General features: G+C 60.3%; 18 protein-coding genes. 9 read left to right on the top strand and 9 right to left on the bottom strand.

What is annotated here, in order from left to right; all coding sequences use genetic code 11:
• Window positions 1-114: 114 nt before the first annotated feature.
• Complete coding sequence (locus AACY50_RS19445; protein WP_339495891.1) at window positions 115-1,329, top strand: aldose 1-epimerase family protein; 1,215 nt, start codon at window positions 115-117, stop codon at window positions 1,327-1,329.
• On the opposite strand, the gene AACY50_RS19440 is transcribed toward AACY50_RS19445, so the two are convergent.
• Window positions 1,326-2,819 carry a YifB family Mg chelatase-like AAA ATPase gene (locus AACY50_RS19440; RefSeq protein ID WP_339539017.1) on the bottom strand — a complete coding sequence of 498 codons (1,494 nt, stop codon included), beginning with the start codon at window positions 2,817-2,819 and terminating at the stop codon, window positions 1,326-1,328. The two genes, AACY50_RS19445 and AACY50_RS19440, sit on opposite strands and share 4 nt — an antisense overlap.
• Window positions 2,820-3,110: 291 nt before the next feature.
• On the opposite strand from AACY50_RS19440, the gene AACY50_RS19435 reads away from it, so the two are divergent.
• Window positions 3,111-3,617 (top strand): nucleotidyltransferase family protein, encoded by a 507-nt coding sequence (locus AACY50_RS19435; RefSeq protein WP_221730928.1) that lies wholly within the window; start codon window positions 3,111-3,113, stop codon window positions 3,615-3,617.
• A gap of 434 nt (window positions 3,618-4,051) precedes the next feature.
• Here AACY50_RS19435 and AACY50_RS19430 read toward each other — a convergent pair whose 3' ends face one another.
• Entirely contained in the window at window positions 4,052-4,312 is a 261-nt protein-coding gene (locus AACY50_RS19430; RefSeq protein WP_016772581.1) for an accessory factor UbiK family protein, read from the bottom strand.
• A gap of 413 nt (window positions 4,313-4,725) precedes the next feature.
• Between AACY50_RS19430 and glnK the strand changes: the two genes are divergently transcribed.
• From glnK to sutA, 4 genes are all read left to right on the top strand, one after another.
• On the top strand, window positions 4,726-5,064 hold the full coding sequence (gene glnK / locus AACY50_RS19425) for a P-II family nitrogen regulator (protein WP_002555808.1): 339 nt from the start codon (window positions 4,726-4,728) through the stop codon (window positions 5,062-5,064).
• Window positions 5,065-5,100: 36 nt separating this feature from the next.
• Window positions 5,101-6,438, top strand: coding sequence for an ammonium transporter (locus AACY50_RS19420; protein ID WP_221730843.1), 1,338 nt, complete (start codon window positions 5,101-5,103; stop codon window positions 6,436-6,438).
• A 215-nt stretch (window positions 6,439-6,653) separates the two neighbouring features.
• On the top strand, window positions 6,654-7,079 hold the full coding sequence (locus tag AACY50_RS19415; RefSeq protein WP_221730842.1) for a secondary thiamine-phosphate synthase enzyme YjbQ: 426 nt from the start codon (window positions 6,654-6,656) through the stop codon (window positions 7,077-7,079).
• 101 nt (window positions 7,080-7,180) lie between these two features.
• On the top strand, window positions 7,181-7,507 hold the full coding sequence (gene sutA / locus AACY50_RS19410; protein WP_007920420.1) for a transcriptional regulator SutA: 327 nt from the start codon (window positions 7,181-7,183) through the stop codon (window positions 7,505-7,507).
• Between the two features lie 122 nt (window positions 7,508-7,629).
• On the opposite strand, the gene AACY50_RS19405 is transcribed toward sutA, so the two are convergent.
• From AACY50_RS19405 to lptM, 6 genes are read right to left on the bottom strand one after another with little or no spacing between them, the layout of a single operon-like run.
• The gene (locus AACY50_RS19405; protein ID WP_339430482.1) at window positions 7,630-8,337 is read right to left on the bottom strand and encodes an HAD family hydrolase; all 708 of its coding nucleotides are present in this window, start codon (window positions 8,335-8,337) and stop codon (window positions 7,630-7,632) included.
• A complete protein-coding gene (xerC, locus tag AACY50_RS19400; protein ID WP_339464641.1) occupies window positions 8,334-9,233 on the bottom strand; it encodes a tyrosine recombinase XerC in 900 nt (299 codons plus the stop codon). Before xerC ends, AACY50_RS19405 begins: the two co-directional genes overlap by 4 nt.
• Window positions 9,234-9,235: 2 nt before the next feature.
• A complete protein-coding gene (locus tag AACY50_RS19395) occupies window positions 9,236-9,961 on the bottom strand; it encodes a DUF484 family protein (protein ID WP_221730839.1) in 726 nt (241 codons plus the stop codon).
• Between the two features lie 13 nt (window positions 9,962-9,974).
• On the bottom strand, window positions 9,975-10,805 hold the full coding sequence (dapF, locus tag AACY50_RS19390) for a diaminopimelate epimerase (protein ID WP_339430480.1): 831 nt from the start codon (window positions 10,803-10,805) through the stop codon (window positions 9,975-9,977).
• A gap of 3 nt (window positions 10,806-10,808) precedes the next feature.
• Window positions 10,809-12,056, bottom strand: a complete 1,248-nt coding sequence (gene lysA, locus AACY50_RS19385) for a diaminopimelate decarboxylase (protein WP_339430479.1) — start codon at window positions 12,054-12,056, stop codon at window positions 10,809-10,811.
• Window positions 12,057-12,065: 9 nt separating this feature from the next.
• Window positions 12,066-12,239 carry an LPS translocon maturation chaperone LptM gene (lptM, locus tag AACY50_RS19380; RefSeq protein WP_007911098.1) on the bottom strand — a complete coding sequence of 58 codons (174 nt, stop codon included), beginning with the start codon at window positions 12,237-12,239 and terminating at the stop codon, window positions 12,066-12,068.
• Window positions 12,240-12,541: 302 nt separating this feature from the next.
• Here lptM and cyaY point away from each other — a divergent pair, with 302 nt between their 5' ends.
• The 3 genes from cyaY (at window position 12,542) to rnk (ending at window position 13,640) form a co-directional block, all read left to right on the top strand.
• On the top strand, window positions 12,542-12,874 hold the full coding sequence (cyaY, locus tag AACY50_RS19375) for an iron donor protein CyaY (RefSeq protein WP_339430478.1): 333 nt from the start codon (window positions 12,542-12,544) through the stop codon (window positions 12,872-12,874).
• Window positions 12,875-12,878: 4 nt separating this feature from the next.
• Complete coding sequence (locus AACY50_RS19370; protein WP_339430477.1) at window positions 12,879-13,100, top strand: DUF1289 domain-containing protein; 222 nt, start codon at window positions 12,879-12,881, stop codon at window positions 13,098-13,100.
• Between the two features lie 129 nt (window positions 13,101-13,229).
• The gene (gene rnk, locus AACY50_RS19365) at window positions 13,230-13,640 is read left to right on the top strand and encodes a nucleoside diphosphate kinase regulator (protein ID WP_221730835.1); all 411 of its coding nucleotides are present in this window, start codon (window positions 13,230-13,232) and stop codon (window positions 13,638-13,640) included.
• 7 nt (window positions 13,641-13,647) lie between these two features.
• On the opposite strand, the gene AACY50_RS19360 is transcribed toward rnk, so the two are convergent.
• On the bottom strand, window positions 13,648-16,491 hold the full coding sequence (locus tag AACY50_RS19360; RefSeq protein WP_339464642.1) for a class I adenylate cyclase: 2,844 nt from the start codon (window positions 16,489-16,491) through the stop codon (window positions 13,648-13,650).
• Between the last annotated feature and the right edge of the window lie 22 nt (window positions 16,492-16,513).

The following is a 16,513-nucleotide window of genomic DNA, read 5'->3' as shown; positions in this document are numbered from 1 at the left end:
ACTTGCCCGCAATTGCTTGCGCGGATCAATCGCAGCTCTACTTCCGTCATTACACTTGCTGAATCGTTTCCGCAGCGCTATAAAAATGGCACAACTCCAATAAAGGCTGCTGCCATGACCCTGCTCAAACTCGTTGCCGCACTCGGCGCGCTGTCCGCTGCTTCCCACGCCATGGCTTGGGATTACGTGCTCCTCGATACCAATAAGCCCGCGCAAAACTGGAGCATCACCAGTGAACAGCTCGGTGTGAAAACCGACAAACCCTTCTCCGTCAGCTTGCGTACCCTCCATGGCGGGCGGCAGGAAGGTGTCAGCATCGTTGATATCGACAATGGCACGATGAAACTCTCGGTGGTGCCGACCCGTGGCATGAATGTCCTGCACGCCTCCGTTGGCAACGTGCGCATGGGGTGGGACTCGCCGGTCAAGGAGGTGGTCAACCCGGCATTCATCGAACTCAATGGCCGCGGCGGATTGGGCTGGCTGGAAGGTTTCAATGAACTGGTGACCCGCTGCGGCTACGAATGGGTCGGCCATCCCGGCATGGACAAGGGTGAGTTGCTGACCCTGCACGGACGCGCTGCCAACATTCCGGCCAGTACCGTTACGCTGCACATCGACGAAAAACCGCCTTACGCCATCAGCCTGCGTGGCGAGTTGAAAGAGCAGGCGTTCAAGAAAGTCGATTTCTCTGTAGCCACCGAACTGGTCACCGAGCCCGGCAGCGTGCGTTTCGCACTCAACGATACGCTGACCAACAACGGCGATTATCCGAAGGAATACCAGGCGCTGTATCACAGCAACTTCAGCACGCCGTTCCTCGAACAGGGCGCACGTTTTGCTGCGCCGGTAAAACAGGTGTCGCCGTTCAACGACAAGGCCAAGGATGAATTGGCGAGTTGGCAGACGTATCGCGCACCAACCAAGGACTACGACGAAACCGTCTACAATGTCGTGCCCTATGCCGACGCCAAAGGCGAGACCCTGGCCGTTTTGCACAACAAGGCCGGCAGCCTTGGTGTCTCCGTCGGCTTCAATACCCAGCAATTGCCGGTGTTTTCCCTGTGGAAAAACACTGACACCCAAGGGCAGGGCTATGTCACGGGGCTGGAGCCAGGCACCAGTTTCTCCTACAACCGCCGCTATCAGCGCCCGCTGAGTCTGGTGCCGACCATTGCGCCGAAGGAACACAAACAGTTCCAGATCAGCTACAGCCTGCTGGCGGACAAAGGGGCTGTGGATAACGCCTTGAAACGCGTGACCGAGATTCAGGCCGGGCGTGCAACCGAAGTACGGCAGACACCGCTGGTTGATCTGACCGAGCATTAAGGCGTCGCCGGCCGGTATTGCAGCGCTTCGGCGAGGTGTTCACGCCTGATTGCGTCGACTTGCTCAAGGTCAGCCAGGGTTCTGGCGACCTTGAGTAACCGATGGGCCGAGCGCAGCGATAGCGTCAGCCGTTCACAAGCTGATTCCAGCCAGGATTCGTCGGCTGTGGATAACGTGCAGTGCCTCTTCAGGCCCGGAAGATCAAGAAATGCATTGGCGCAGCCTTGACGCTTTTGCTGTCGTTCACGCGCCTCGGCCACCAACGCCGCTGCGCTGGCACTGTCCTCTCCCGGCTTCACCTGCGGGTTCAGCGCCGTCGCTTCCCGCGCCACCGTCAGGTGCAAATCGATCCGATCCAGCAACGGCCCCGACAGTTTATTGCGATAACGCTGCACCATGTCCGGTGTGCACGAACACTTGCCGCTCGGCTCGCCAAGATATCCACAGGGGCACGGATTCATCGCCGCCACCAACTGAAACCGCGCCGGGAAACGCACGCGATCCTTGGCCCGCGCAATCACGATATGCCCGGACTCCAATGGCTCGCGCAGTACCTCCAGTACCTTTCGGTCGAACTCGGGCAACTCATCGAGGAACAGCATGCCATGGTGGGCGAGGGTGATTTCGCCGGGCTGCGGTTTGGAGCTGCCACCGACCAGTGCCGGGCCGGACGCTGAGTGATGGGGTTGGCGAAACGGTCGCTGTGGCCAATGGGTCAACGGGATGCCGCTGGCCACCGACTGAATCGCTGCCACTTCCAGCGCTTCGCATTCAGACAGCGGCGGCAGCAGCCCCGGCAAGCGACTCGCCAGCAAGGTCTTGCCCGTCCCCGGTGGCCCGCTGAACAACAGGTTGTGCGCGCCCGCCGCTGCAATCAGCAGGGCGCGTTTGGCCGACAATTGTCCCTGCACTTCATTGAGATCGGGGTAGGGTTTGGCGGCATGGATCAAACCGTCAGAAACGTAAGGCTCGACCGGCGTATGCCCATTGAAATGGGCGACTGCCTCCAGCAAATGATCCACCGCAAACACCTTCAACCCTGAAGCGAGACACGCCTCCTCGGCATTTGCCCGTGGCACCACCAGCGCCCGCCCGGCCTTGCGCGCCGCCAGCGCTGCCGGCAACACTCCTCGCACTGGCCGCACGGCGCCGGACAATGCCAGCTCACCGAGACACTCCACATCGTCCAGCGTGAGACACGGCACCTGCACACTCGCTGACAGAATCCCCAAGGCAATCGCCAGATCAAACCGCCCGCCATCCTTGGGCAGATCCGCCGGCGCCAGATTCAAAGTGATCCGCCGCGCCGGAAACTGCAGTCCGGAATTGATGATCGCGCTGCGCACGCGATCCTTGCTCTCCTTCACCGCCGCCTCGGGCAGGCCGACCATGGTCAGCGACGGCAGACCGTTGGCCAGATGGACTTCGACGGTAACGGCGGGAGCATCCACGCCAATTTGGGCGCGACTGTGGACGATGGAGAGGGACATGGTCGTTCCTTGAGCTGAATCGGGAGCCGCTTCCTGCGGGCTTTTTTAAGGGTAGTAGGGGGCGGGAGAGTTGGAGGGGGGGGGGCGTGGGTAAACTTTCACGGGATGTTGCGAACGTATGGCTCTGGTCGCAACCGGGAAATGACTATTGGATGTCGTCTTGTGGCCGCCAGCCTTGAACCTGCGGTGGTTACACTGGCCTGTGTCGAAATCGTGAAGAGTTGAAACGTGACAACGGCCGTGAAACAGATAGAGCAAATCCAAGTGCTAATCGAGGCGGATCCAGTGCGTATGCGGATATTGCGTCTGGTGCAGAGCCTTGGATTACCTGATTGCTGGATAGGGGCGGGATTTCTGCGTAGCGCCGTATGGGATCGATTACACCAGCGCGTTTATTCGCCATTGCCATCGGACATTGATGTCATCTGGTTCGATCAAGAGCGGGCCACTGCTGAATCAGACACTGAACTGGAGGCTTGCTTACGGAATATTGACGCCTCATACAACTGGTCAGTGAAGAACCAGGCGCGTATGCATCTGCGAAATGCTGATGCGCCTTATGCGAGCGCAATTGATGCCATCAGGTTCTGGCCGGAAACAGCGACGGCAATTGCCATAAGGCTCGGTACGCAGGGCGTTCTGGAGGTCGCAGCACCGCTTGGTCTGGATGACCTCTTCGATCTTGTTGTTCGGCCTACTGCGAGGTTCCAAACCGAGAAGCATGCAGTTTACCTGGATCGTTTACGTACCAAGGATTGGCTGGGTGTATGGCCAAACCTGAAGGTTATCGACTACTGACAATTGTTTGCAGGCCTCAACCATCAGGGCGGGTGAAGCTGTAAGGCGTTAGGTAAGTGTCATCTTGATTCATCGAACAGCTCCTCTTGCTTTAGGGCTGCCCTCGATCGTCGCCAAACGATCGGGTGGCAGTTGTACGCGGGTTGGCGAGCCGGAGCAAAAGGAACCCGGCAGACCCGAAGATCTCCCACGCACAACCGCCATAACTCGATGAGGCGTTACATCTAGCCGCCATCAGATGGTGGTCGTGCGCCTTAAGCTTTCCAGGTCGCCAAACTCAGTGCTGAATATTCAGCATAGGGTGAGCTTAGGAACCGGGGCTTTTCGGCGCAATCGGACGGCGGTCACTCAGGTTGTAGGACGTTGCCGAGATCATTGAAGGGCTGAAGATCAAAAGATCGCAGCCTTCGGCAGCTCCTACAGGGGGAGCAGGGTTACTCGGCTGGCGGATTCAGCTTCGCTTCCATCTCGGCCACCTTCGCTTCGAGGCTCTCAAGGCGAGCGCGAGTGCGCGCCAGCACAACCATCTGGCTATCGAACTCTTCACGGCTGACCAGATCGAGTTTGCTGAAGGCACTTTGCAACAGCATCTTGAACTGGCTTTCGATTTCGGCTTTCGGCAGCGGGGTGTCGCCGCTGAACAGGCGAGAAGCGGTGCCGCTCAGGGCGTCGAGGAAGTCTTTGGGCGCGAGCATGGGAAGTGTCCTGGAAACAATGGCCGGCAGTGTATCACGCAGTGTCTATAGTCAATCTCGCAGGCCGGGATGCACGCTTTTCGCGCAAGAGCATGGGCGGCAGCGCACCGTTGTTGTGCGTAACCGGATGGCCTTTTGCACGAAGGTGCTTGCGACAGCGGCCAAGCGATTGAAATCAGTGGGTTTTGGCGAGATGGCAAGGTTTCTGCTTAGTGACCTGTGACCCATGCACTGATGCAGTCGCTGTGACGAATGCAGTGCGGCAGGCGGAACGGGGAGTTTCGTCTGATGCGGTTAGCTGGCGTCAGTCGGGCAGTCAAGGCCGACGATGCGTTACAAAGCCAGGCACTGCGCTTAGACTTGAGTCGGGTTTGTTTTCCTGGGGCAAGTCCACCAATTCGGGAGAAAGTTTCATGAAGCTAGTCACTGCCATCATCAAGCCGTTCAAGTTGGACGACGTGCGCGAGTCGCTGTCCGAAATCGGCGTGCAGGGCATTACCGTTACTGAAGTCAAAGGCTTCGGCCGGCAGAAGGGTCACACCGAGCTGTATCGCGGCGCGGAATATGTGGTCGATTTTCTGCCCAAGGTGAAAATCGACGTGGCCATCGACGACAAGGATCTGGATCGCGTTATCGAGGCGATAACCAAGGCGGCCAACACCGGCAAGATCGGTGACGGCAAGATCTTCGTGGTCAATCTGGAACAGGCGATTCGTATCCGTACCGGCGAAACCGATACCGACGCGATTTAAGCCGCCACAAACCCCAACGCCCCAGGAGAAAACAATATGACTCTGCGTAAATTCGCAGGGCTAGGAGCCCTGTTGTCCATCGTAATGCCAAGCCTTGCAATGGCGGCAGACGAAGTGGCGGCCCCAGTCCTCAATTCCGGCGACACGGCCTGGATGCTCACCTCGACAGCCCTCGTGCTGTTCATGACCATCCCGGGCCTGGCGCTGTTCTACGGCGGCATGGTTCGCTCCAAAAACATTCTTTCCGTGATGATGCAGTGCTTCGCCATTACCGGTCTGATCAGCATCCTGTGGGTCATTTATGGCTACAGCATTGCGTTCGACACCACCGGCATGGAGCAGGGCGTCGTCAACTTCAACTCGTTCTTCGGCGGCATGGGCAAAGCGTTCCTCGCTGGCGTTACACCTGACAGCCTGACCGGCCCGGCCGCGCTGTTCCCTGAGGCGGTGTTCATCACCTTCCAGATGACCTTCGCAATCATCACCCCGGCGCTGATCGTCGGTGCGTTCGCCGAGCGGATGAAGTTCTCCGCGATGCTGATCTTCATGGGCGTGTGGTTCACCCTCGTTTATGCGCCGATCGCACATATGGTCTGGTCCGGTAACGGCGGCCTGCTGTGGGACTGGGGCGTACTCGACTTCGCTGGCGGCACCGTTGTGCATATCAACGCCGGTATCGCAGGTCTCGTGGCGTGCCTGGTGCTGGGCAAGCGCAAAGGCTTCCCGACCACTCCAATGGCTCCGCACAACCTCGGTTACACCCTGATGGGCGCGGCGATGCTGTGGTTCGGCTGGTTCGGCTTCAACGCCGGTTCCGCTGCGGCGGCCAACGGCACCGCCGGTATGGCGATGCTGGTCACTCAGATCGCTACCGCTGCGGCGGCGCTGGGCTGGATGTTCGCCGAGTGGATCACCCACGGCAAACCTAGCGCATTGGGCATTGCCTCGGGTGTGGTGGCCGGTCTGGTTGCGATCACTCCGGCTGCCGGCACCGTGGGCCCGATGGGCGCACTGGTCATTGGTCTGGCGGCGGGTGTGGTGTGCTTCTTCTGCGCCACCACCCTGAAACGCAAACTCGGTTATGACGACTCCCTGGATGCGTTCGGCGTACACGGTATCGGCGGTATTCTCGGCGCGATCCTCACCGGTGTGTTCGCTGCACCGTCGCTGGGTGGCTTCGGCACTGTCACCGACATCGCCGCTCAAGTATGGATTCAGTGCAAAGGCGTCGGCTTCACGGTGATCTACACCGCGATCGTCACTTACATCATCCTCAAGGTACTGGACGCCGTGATGGGGCTGCGTGTGACTGACGAAGAAGAGTCGGTGGGCCTGGATCTGGCACAACACAACGAACGCGGCTACAACCTGTAAGTACGCGCACTCAAGAATTTGCCCGGTTCGCCGGGCATTTTTTTGTCTGGGATTTGTCATTGAAGGACAAGCTGAAAGGATTTTTCGTACGGCTTTTGTCGTGTTTATGAAGGGTGTTTTTCTGCGGGCAATGGCTTACACCATTGCAGGAATATTAGGGCCTTTGTTTTTTCCCAGAGCGCGCTAGAATGCGCCCCGAACGTGCGGAGAACTGTATGTGGCAGCAGACTCTGATAACCCTGCGGGCGCGACCCCGGGGCTTTCATCTGGTGACGGACGAGTTGATCAATGGCCTGCCTGAACTCAAGGCGTGCCGGGTCGGTCTTTTGCATCTGTGGCTGCAACATACCTCGGCGTCGTTGACCATCAACGAGAACGCCGATCCGGCGGTCCGTCGCGACTTCGAACGATTTTTCAATCGTCTGATCCCACAAGGAACAGACGGCTATGAGCATAACGACGAAGGCCTGGACGACCTCCCGGCGCACTTCAAGGCCAGCGTGCTGGGTTGCCAGATCAGTCTGCCGGTTTCGGCAGGTCGACTGGCACTGGGCACCTGGCAAGGCGTTTATCTGGGCGAGCACCGTGATCATGGCGGTGCCCGTAAAGTCCTTGCCACCTTGCACGGTGAAGGGGCATAGCCGCTGATCAGCAGCGGCGAATGATTTTTTAACGGCGACTTTCGACAGTTGCCAAAGCTGGTCTATAACTAATCTGCTTTTCGCAAGTCATGAGGTAGAACATGAGCGACGATGATCTGGAAAACGACGACCTCGAAGTAGGCGACGAAGACGAGGCCGAGGAAGGCCTGGAAGCAGCAGCGGAAGACGTTGCTGACGACGATGGCGGTGACGATACGCCGGCCCCGGCTGCCAAAGGCAAAGCCAAGGCAGCGGTGTCGGTTGACGAGTTGCCGAGCATTGAAGCCAAGAACAAGGAGCGCGACGCCCTGGCCAAGGCCATGGAAGAGTTCCTGTCGCGAGGCGGAAAAGTGCAGGAAGTGGAGGCCAATGTGGTCGCCGATCCGCCCAAGAAGCCGGACAACAAGTACGGCAGCCGCCCTATCTGAGGCGTGCCGCTTGCTTGCTGAAAAAGCCCGCCGTCGCTGCGGGCTTTTTCATGTCTGAAATAAAGTTTTTTGGGTGCGCCGCTATCCCTCGCGGGAGCGGGCTTGCTCGCGAATGCGGTGTGTCAATTTGAGGAAGCATTCCAGCGTGCGAGCACCGCCGGCAAATCAGTCAGGCTGCGAATTTCGGCATCCGGCAAATGCTCCGCTTCCCAGACTTTGCCCGCCGGGTTGAACCATACCGCGCGTAATCCCGCTTGCTGCGCCCCGGCGATGTCGTCGCCTGGATGATCGCCAATGTGTACGGCCACCTCAGCGCTCACGCCACCACGCTGCAAGGCTTCGTGAAACAGCCGCGCATCTGGTTTGGCAATGCCGATGTCCTCGGCGCACAGCGCGAACTTGAAGTAATCCGCCAGCCCTAAACGACGCACATCGGCATTGCCGTTGGTGACCACGCCGAGGGCGTAATGGTTGGCGAGAATCTCCAGCACCGGCTCGACCTCGGGAAACACTTCGATCTGATGCCGTGCATGCAGAAACACTTCAAAACTCTTGTCCGCCAGAACCGAGGCTTCGCCGTGGGTGTATCCCGCTTCTTCCAGGGCATGGAACAGCACTCGCCGACGCAGCGCGCTGATGCGGTGTTTGAGGCCCGGTTCATTGGCCAGCACCCGCTCGCGGATCGACCACAAGTGTTCCACCGGCAGCGCGCCCAGATTCGGTGCGTGTTCGCTCAACCATTCGCGTAAAACCGCTTCGGCGCTGGCGATCACCGGAGCGGTATCCCACAGGGTGTCGTCGAGGTCGAAGGTGATCAACTGAATGCTCATGAATCATCGCCTTTCATGCGTTTGGCCCGTGGATGGGCGCTGTCGTAGACCGCCGCCAGGTGCTGGAAGTCCAGATGGGTGTAGATCTGCGTGGTCTTGATGTCCGAGTGGCCGAGCAGTTCCTGCACCGCGCGCAGATCCTGCGAGGATTCCAGCAAGTGGCTGGCGAAGGAGTGCCGCAGCATGTGCGGATGCAGGTTCTGCCCCAGTTCGCGTTCGCCGGCGAGTTTGACCCGCACCTGAATCGCTCGCGGGCCAAGGCGCCGGCCTTGCTGGCTGACGAACACGGCGTCGTCAGCGGGGTTGGTCATCGCCCGCAACGGCAGCCAGTGCTCCAGTGCTTCGCGGGCCTTTTTACCCACCGGCAGCAAACGGGTTTTGCTGCCCTTGCCTCGCACTTGGACCATGCCGTCGGCGAGGTCGAGCTGATCGAGATTGAGCCCGGTCAGCTCGGAAAGGCGCAGGCCGGAGGAATAGAACAACTCCAGAATTGCCTGATCACGCCGTGCCAGAAAATCATCCTCAACGGCGCCTTCAAGCAGTTGCAGTGCGCGGTCGGTGTCGAGGGTTTTCGGCAGGCGGCGTTCGCCTTTCGGGGGCGCCAGACCGGTGGCCGGGTCGTGGTCGCAAAGGCCTTCGCGATTGAGATAGTGATAGAGCCCGCGCACTGCCGACAACAAGCGGGCGAGACTGCGCGAAGACTGGCCCTGTGAATGCAGGCGAGCGACCAGGCTGCGCAGGCGCTGGATGTCCAGCGCGCTCCAACTGGCGATGTTCTGCTTGATGCACCAGTCGAGCACTTTATCGAGGTCGCGGCGGTAGGCCGACAGCGTGTGCGGCGACACCTGTCGCTCACTGCGCAGGTGTTCGCAGTAAGCGTCCAGTTGCCGTTCCATGCTCAGCGTACCGAGCGCAGGGAGCTGTTGACCCGTGGCAGCACGCGGCCCATGACTTCGGCGATGTAGCTTAAGAACAGCGTGCCGACCGAACTCTTGTAATGCTGCGGGTCGCGGCTGGCGATGGCCAGAATCCCGTGGATACCTTGATGGCTGACGGCGACCACGGCGGTGGAGCCGATCTGCTTGCGCTGTTCTTCGCCAAACAGGAAGTCCAGCTCATGTTCACGCAGGGTGCCGCTGACACTTTTGCCTTCGGTGAGCAAGCCGCCGATGGCGGTTTGCGCGTCGGCGTGGCTGACCCAGCGGCCGACCGGGGCCGGGTTGTCGCCAAGCAGGATGAGGCTGACAAAAGGCACCTGAAAGTCCTGGCGCAGGCTATCTTCGACGCAGATGACCACGTCTTCGAGGCTGCTGGCGTCCATCAGGGCGAGGATCAGGCGGCGGGTCTTGTCAAACAGCCGGTCGTTGTCGCGGGCGACGTCCATCAACTGCGAAAGGCGATGACGCATCTCGATGTTGCGGTCGCGCAGAATGGTCATCTGGCGTTCGACCAGCGACACGGTGTCACCGCGTTGGTGGGGAATGCGCATCGCCGGCAGCAGTTCCTGGTGTTCGACGAAGAAGTCCGGATGAGCCTCAAGGTATGCGGCAACCGCAGCCGCCTCCAGGCTCTCGGACGCTGATTCGTCGGACTGTCGGGCGGGTACCTGAGGCTTATCGGTCATGGCTTCTGCTCACTCAAAGACGCACTTGTCCTTCGTATACACGTACTGCCGGACCGGTCATCAGCACCGGTTGGCCAGGGCCTGCCCATTCAATGGACAGACGCCCGCCGGGCAAGTCGATCAACAGCGGCGAATCCATCCACCCCTGACTGATTGCAGCAACCGCCGCGGCACAAGCGCCGGTGCCGCAGGCCTGGGTTTCCCCGGCGCCACGTTCCCAGACGCGCAACTGCGCGCGGTGGCGGTCGATGACCTGGAGGAAACCGACATTGACCCGCGCCGGGAAGCGCGGGTGGTGTTCGATTTTCGGCCCCAGTTCATGCACCGGTGCATTGTTGATGTCCTGCACACGCAGCACGGCGTGTGGGTTACCCATCGACACGGCGGCCAGTTCGACCGTGGTGCCGTCGACTTCGAGCTGATAGCTGATAGCCTGCGCCGGTGCTTCGAACGGAATGTCCGCCGGCACCAGGCGTGGAGCGCCCATGTTCACACCGATCTGGCCGTCGTTACGCACGTCCAGTTCGATGATGCCGCCCTTGGTCTCGACGCGGATCTGGCGTTTGGCGGTCAGGCGCTTGTCGAGCACGAAGCGGGCGAAGCAGCGCGCACCGTTGCCGCACTGCTCAACTTCGGAGCCATCGGAATTGAAGATCCGGTAGCGGAAATCCACGTCCGGATTGCTCGGTGCTTCGACGATCAGCAACTGGTCGAAACCGATGCCGGTGTGCCTGTCGCCCCACTGCTTGGCGTGTTTGGGCTGAATGTGCGCGTGCTGGCTGACCAGGTCGAGAACCATGAAGTCATTGCCCAGGCCGTGCATTTTGGTAAAACGCAGCAGCATGGGTTACTCCGGCAGCAGGCTTTCGCCGGCAAACAGCTCGGCCACGGTTTCGCGGCGGCGCACTTCAAATACTTTGTCACCGTCTACCAACACTTCGGCGGCACGGCCACGGGTGTTGTAGTTGGAGCTCATCACGAAGCCGTAGGCACCGGCCGAATGCACGGTCAGCAAGTCGCCTTCTTCCAGCGCGAGCTCACGGTCCTTGGCGAGGAAGTCGCCGGTTTCGCAAATCGGGCCGACGATGTCGTACTTGCGCGCGGCCGTGTCGCGTGGTTTGACGGCGGTGACGTCCATCCAGGCCTGATACAGCGCCGGGCGGATCAGGTCGTTCATGGCCGCGTCGACGATGGCGAAGTCTTTGTGTTCGGTATGCTTGAGGTATTCGACCTGCGTCAGCAGCACGCCAGCGTTGGCGACGATGAAACGGCCCGGCTCGAACACCAGCGCCAGATCGCGACCGTCCAGGCGCTCGCGCACGGCTTTGATGTAGTCAGCGGCCAATGGCGGCTCTTCATCGCGATAACGCACACCCAAACCACCACCGAGATCGATGTGGCGCAGGTGAATGCCGCAATCGCCGAGACGGTCGACCAGAGCCAGCAAGCGATCGAGCGCGTCGATGAAGGGCGGCAGCGTCGTCAGTTGCGAGCCGATGTGGCAATCGACACCGATCACTTCCAGGTTCGGCAGATGCGCGGCGCGCACGTACACGTCTTCGGCGTCGGCAATGGCGATGCCGAACTTGTTCTCTTTGAGACCGGTGGAAATGTACGGGTGGGTGCCGGCGTCGACGTCCGGGTTCACACGCAATGAAACCGGGGCGCGAACGCCCAGCTCGGCGGCGACGACTTGCAGGCGTTCGAGTTCGTCAGTGGATTCGACGTTGAAGCAGTGCACGCCGACTTCCAGGGCACGACGCATGTCGTCACGGGTTTTGCCAACGCCGGAGAACACGATCTTGTCGGGGCTGCCGCCAGCGGCGAGTACGCGCTCCAGTTCCCCACGCGAAACGATGTCGAAACCGGCGCCGAGGCGGGCCAGGACATTCAGAACGCCGAGGTTGGAGTTGGCTTTGACGGCAAAGCAAACCAGGTGCGGCATGCCGGCCAGCGCATCGGCGAAGGCCAGATACTGGGCTTCGATGTGTGCGCGCGAATAAACGTAGGTGGGCGTACCGAAACGGTCGGCGATGGCGGACAGCGCCACACCTTCCGCGAACAGCTCCCCGCCACGGTAGTTAAAAGCGTCCATGGCGATCCCTTATTGGTAAACGTCGTGCTTGTGTGCTTTGGACGGCTGCTTTTGCGAAGACTGGGCTTGCTCGGCCGGGTCCTGATCGTCATCCGGCAGGTACAGCGGGCCTTTTTGACCACAGGCCGAAACGAGGCAGGCAACCGCGACGAGCGCAGCAAGGGAAGAGATCAGGCGCTTCATGGCGAAATCCTTGAAAATGCGTTAATTGCGCCGGAGTATACCGGCCACCCGGCAGCTTGCCTATGCGACGGGGTTCCCGTCCGGCGGGGGCACGGATACGCATCATGCCCTGTGGGAGTGGGCTCGCTCGCAAAAGCGGTGTGTCAGGCCGAGAACAGGTTGAACTTGCCGGCCTCTTCGCGAGCAAGCCCGCTCCCGCCGGTAGTGCGTTTGGTCCTTGGTCGTTATCCTTTGCAATCGGCCGGCGGCGTCCGTATCTTTCGGCGCTTGAGCCTGATCAGACATTTTTTGAGGTTGCCGCAATGAGTTTGTCCGAAGCCCGTTTCCACGATCTGGTCGATGAAACCCAGGAAAAACTGGAAGACATCTTTGATGAAAGTGACCTGGATATCGATCTGGAAAGTTCGGCCGGCGTGCTGAGCGTCAAGTTCGAAAACGGCTCGCAGCTGATCTTCAGTCGTCAGGAGCCATTGCGTCAGCTATGGCTGGCGGCCGTGTCCGGTGGTTTCCACTTCGACTACGACGAAGAGAGCGAGCGCTGGATGTGCGACAAGAGCGAAGAGCAGTTGGGCGAAATGCTCGAGCGCATCGTCAAGCAGCAGGCCGGTGCCGAATTCGACTTCGAAGGTCTGTGATTCCGTGACTGACACCGCTCCCGTTCGTCCGCCCAAGCCGCTCTACAGCAACATCAGTCCGGCGGTGCCTTCGCCGTGTAGCGGGGTGTGCCGGCTGGACGAACAAAAGGTCTGCCTCGGCTGTTTCCGGCATGTCGAAGATATTCGCGAGTGGCGTTCGGCAGACGATGAGCGGCGGCGGGTGATTTGCGCGCAGGCACAGCAACGTCGCGCCACAAGGGCGTGACTTGTATATTTTTTGAGCTGTGATAGTGTCCGAACACGCCTCAACCCATCGAGGCCTGATGAAAACCCCGTCTTTTTTTGGCGGGGTTTTGCTTTTTTTGTGTGCAGAAGAAAGGAGTCTGCTCGGATCATGACCGCACCTTCCATCACCCTTACTCGTCTGGACGTGCAGCGTCTGGAGCGCCTGATCGACAGCCTGGACGACACGCTGCCGGGCGTTATCGCGCTGCAAACCGAACTGGATCGCGCCGATACCCTGGTCAGCCACGAAGAAGTGCCTGCCGATGTCGTCACGATGAACTCCCGCGTGCATTGCCGCGAAGAAAGCAGCGGCAAGGATTATCACCTGACGTTGGTCTATCCCAAGGATGCCAACGCCGATGAAGGCAAGATCTCGATTCTGGCGCCGGTTGGCAGTGCGCTGCTGGGCCTGAAGGTCGGTCAGCACATCGACTGGCCGGCACCCGGTGGCAAGACCCTGAAACTGACCTTGCTGGAAGTCGAATCGCAGCCGGCCAACGGCGGCGATTTCCGCGAATAAGCCTGCCTCAGACCTGTTCGAGCGCCTCGTTCAGGGCGCGCTCCAGATCCGCCTTGTAGCGTAGATACAGATTGCTTGAACTTTGCCCATCACCGAGCAGGCCCGACAGGTCCAGGTCGGTGATGTAGCAGCGATAGCGCTCGGTCTCGCGGCGCTGTTCGACGATTTCCCGGGCGACCACGCTGAACAGTTGGTCGCCATGTTCCAGCTCGCTGAATTCCCGTTGATTGCAATACAGCGTGACCTGCACTTGCCCCGGTGCGGCTTTGCCGACAATTGCCTGCACGTCGTAGAACGGTTTGTTGACCGGTGTCTGCGGTGCTGGCCGCGCTTCGACCCGCCGCGCCCGTCCCGGGCCAGACGGCAATAACTGGTAATACAACGTCTCGAAGCTGGCAGCGGAGCCGGCATCCATCGGCAGCACCGCTTCACGCCGGAACTGGATCGATTGCAGGAATCGTTGCAGCGGCACCAGCAGACTCTGTTCGTCGTGATACGGCAAATGTTGTTGCCACAATGCGTTGAACTCATCCAGCACGTACAACTCGGCCTGTTGCTCGGTGATCCGGTAGAACACCTGAATGGACTCGGGCTGACCCATCGGCAGGATCAGCGCCAGGTCATGTTCATCGAGCGCCATCGGGTCCAGATGCAACGGACTGTAGCTCGGCTGTTCTTCGCCGAGGTAGTCGAGCAAGGCGGGCAGGGTGGCAAGGGCGACATGGTTGACCTGGCCGGGCACCAACTCCAGAACGTGATAGTGCTGCTGCACCTGAATCAGGTAGCGGTGATTCAACTCGCTGAGCAACAGATGCTGTGCCGTGTCGACGATTTCTTCAACACGGCGGGCGATGAACTGCGCGCGGTTGTGGCAGAAACAACGCACCTTCAGCGACGGTTGCATCGGCCCGCGAGGCAGGTTGTTGAGATAGTCGCGCAGGCAATCAAGCAAAGCATGAGGGCCGTCGAAGCGGTTGACCAGCACTTCGTTCCAGCTATTGAGCGTGACCTGATCGAGGGTCAGCACGAGGTTTTCGCGTACCCCGGCGTAGCTCAGCGAGTCGGTGCGTTCGGTGGTCATCACGATATTCAGGTCACGGTGATGCTTGAGCGGGTCGACGCCGACATTGACCAGAATCAGCACTTCGCCGGGCACGGCGGCGCGCAGCAAGGGCTCTTCCGCCACCGTGGGCAAGGGCAGGGCGATGCTCTGTTGCAGGCTGCCGAGCAGGTTGAACAGCTCGAACTCGCTCAGGTCACTCGTGCCCGGGTGCAGGGCCAGTCGGGTACTGCTGTCAATCACGCCGTTGCGGTGGCACCAGGTCAGCAGTTCGAGTAGCTGGCGACTGCGCTTGATCGGCGCGAAGTGTTCCCACTCAAGTGCCGTGAGGCTGCCGTTGTACAACCCCCACTGGGTTTGCCCCGGCTCTTTTTTGTTCGGCGACTGCACCAGCGTCAGGGTGTCTTCGGCCAGATCGGGGGCGATGCCGGGGTTGATGAACTCGACCTTGTCAGCCTTGCGCTCGAAGGCTGCATATAGACGACGACCGAGAACGTTGAGGTCGCGTTTGTTGATCAGGCTGACGGTCTGTTCGGTACGGGCGAACTGGGTCAGGAAGCGATAGCTGTAATTCAACTCGTTGACCAGCGCCCGGCGTTCGGCGCTGACCTGACGGACTTTCCACTGGCTACGGCTATCGAGCAGCGCCAGTTGCCGTTGATCCCAATGCCACTCGCTGGCCAGACGTTCGAGCAAGGCGCGCTGCCAACTCTGAGTGCGGCTATTGCCAGTGAGTTTGCGGTTGACCTTCAGGTACAGCGCTCGGCGCACCAGTTCCAGGCGCTCTGGCTCGTTGCGGGCGGTAAGGTATTCCTCGATGCGCCGGTACACGACCATGTACGGGTCCAGTTCATCCAGATCCAGCCGGTTGGCGAACACCGCTTGCTTGAAGCGCAGGCTCAGGCAATGCACCTTGGGGTGTTCGCTGGCGTAGACCTCGGTCAGCAGCAGTTTGAGCACCGACTTGTAGGGTGACTCGATGCCCTTGAACAGCTGCCACAACCCGGCGCCGATGAACTCCCCCGGCGGAATCGTCGCCAGATGTCCGAGGTCGAGGGTCTCGTCGGCGCGGATGAAGCGCTTGGAAATCAGCGTGTGAGTGTAAGTATCGTAGGCCGTTTCTTGGTAAACCGGCACCAGCCACCAGATTGGCGTGCGCCCGGCCAGCCAGATTGCGGTGCGGTAGAACTCGTCCAGCAGCAGATAGTGCTGAGTGGTGCCGCAGTCTTCGGAACTGAGCTGGGTGTCGCGCTCACCTTTGACGAAGCGGACCGGATCGATCAGGAAAAAATGCGCCTCGGCGCCCTGGGTAGCCGCCCAGGTTTCCAGCAACTGACATTTTTTGCGCAACTCGGCGAGTTCGCTTTCGTTCAGGTCCGGCGCGTGGCAGACCCACACGTCCATGTCGCTCTGATCGGCCTGGGCCAGCGTGCCGAGGCTGCCCATCAGGAACAGGCCGTGAATCGGGCGCGGTGGATTACTGCCGTGGCGCGGCTTGTAGGAGAACGATCGGGTCAGGCGTTGGGCTTCGGCGAGGGCGTTGGCGTCTGGCTCGTAATTGGACAGGCCCGCCGGCGTGCTGCCTGAAACGTAGCCCGGCAGCAGCGGATGATTGACATGAAAGAACAGCGGCAACAGCGTCAGCACGCTTTGCTGGCGCGTCGACAGACCTTCCAGTGCGCGGCCCAGACGACCTTCATTGAGTTTGAGAAAACGCGCACGCAGTTGGCTGAGGACCTTGCGGTCAATTCCCTCGTCCAGGTCGGGGCGGATTTCGTGGGTGCGCGTCATGTCAGCTCAAACCGGCTCGCGG

This window comes from Pseudomonas sp. RA_15y_Pfl2_54, assembly GCF_963971015.1.
In the GTDB taxonomy this organism is placed as follows: domain Bacteria; phylum Pseudomonadota; class Gammaproteobacteria; order Pseudomonadales; family Pseudomonadaceae; genus Aquipseudomonas; species Aquipseudomonas baetica_A.
This window is presented reverse-complemented; position numbering and strand designations above follow the sequence as displayed.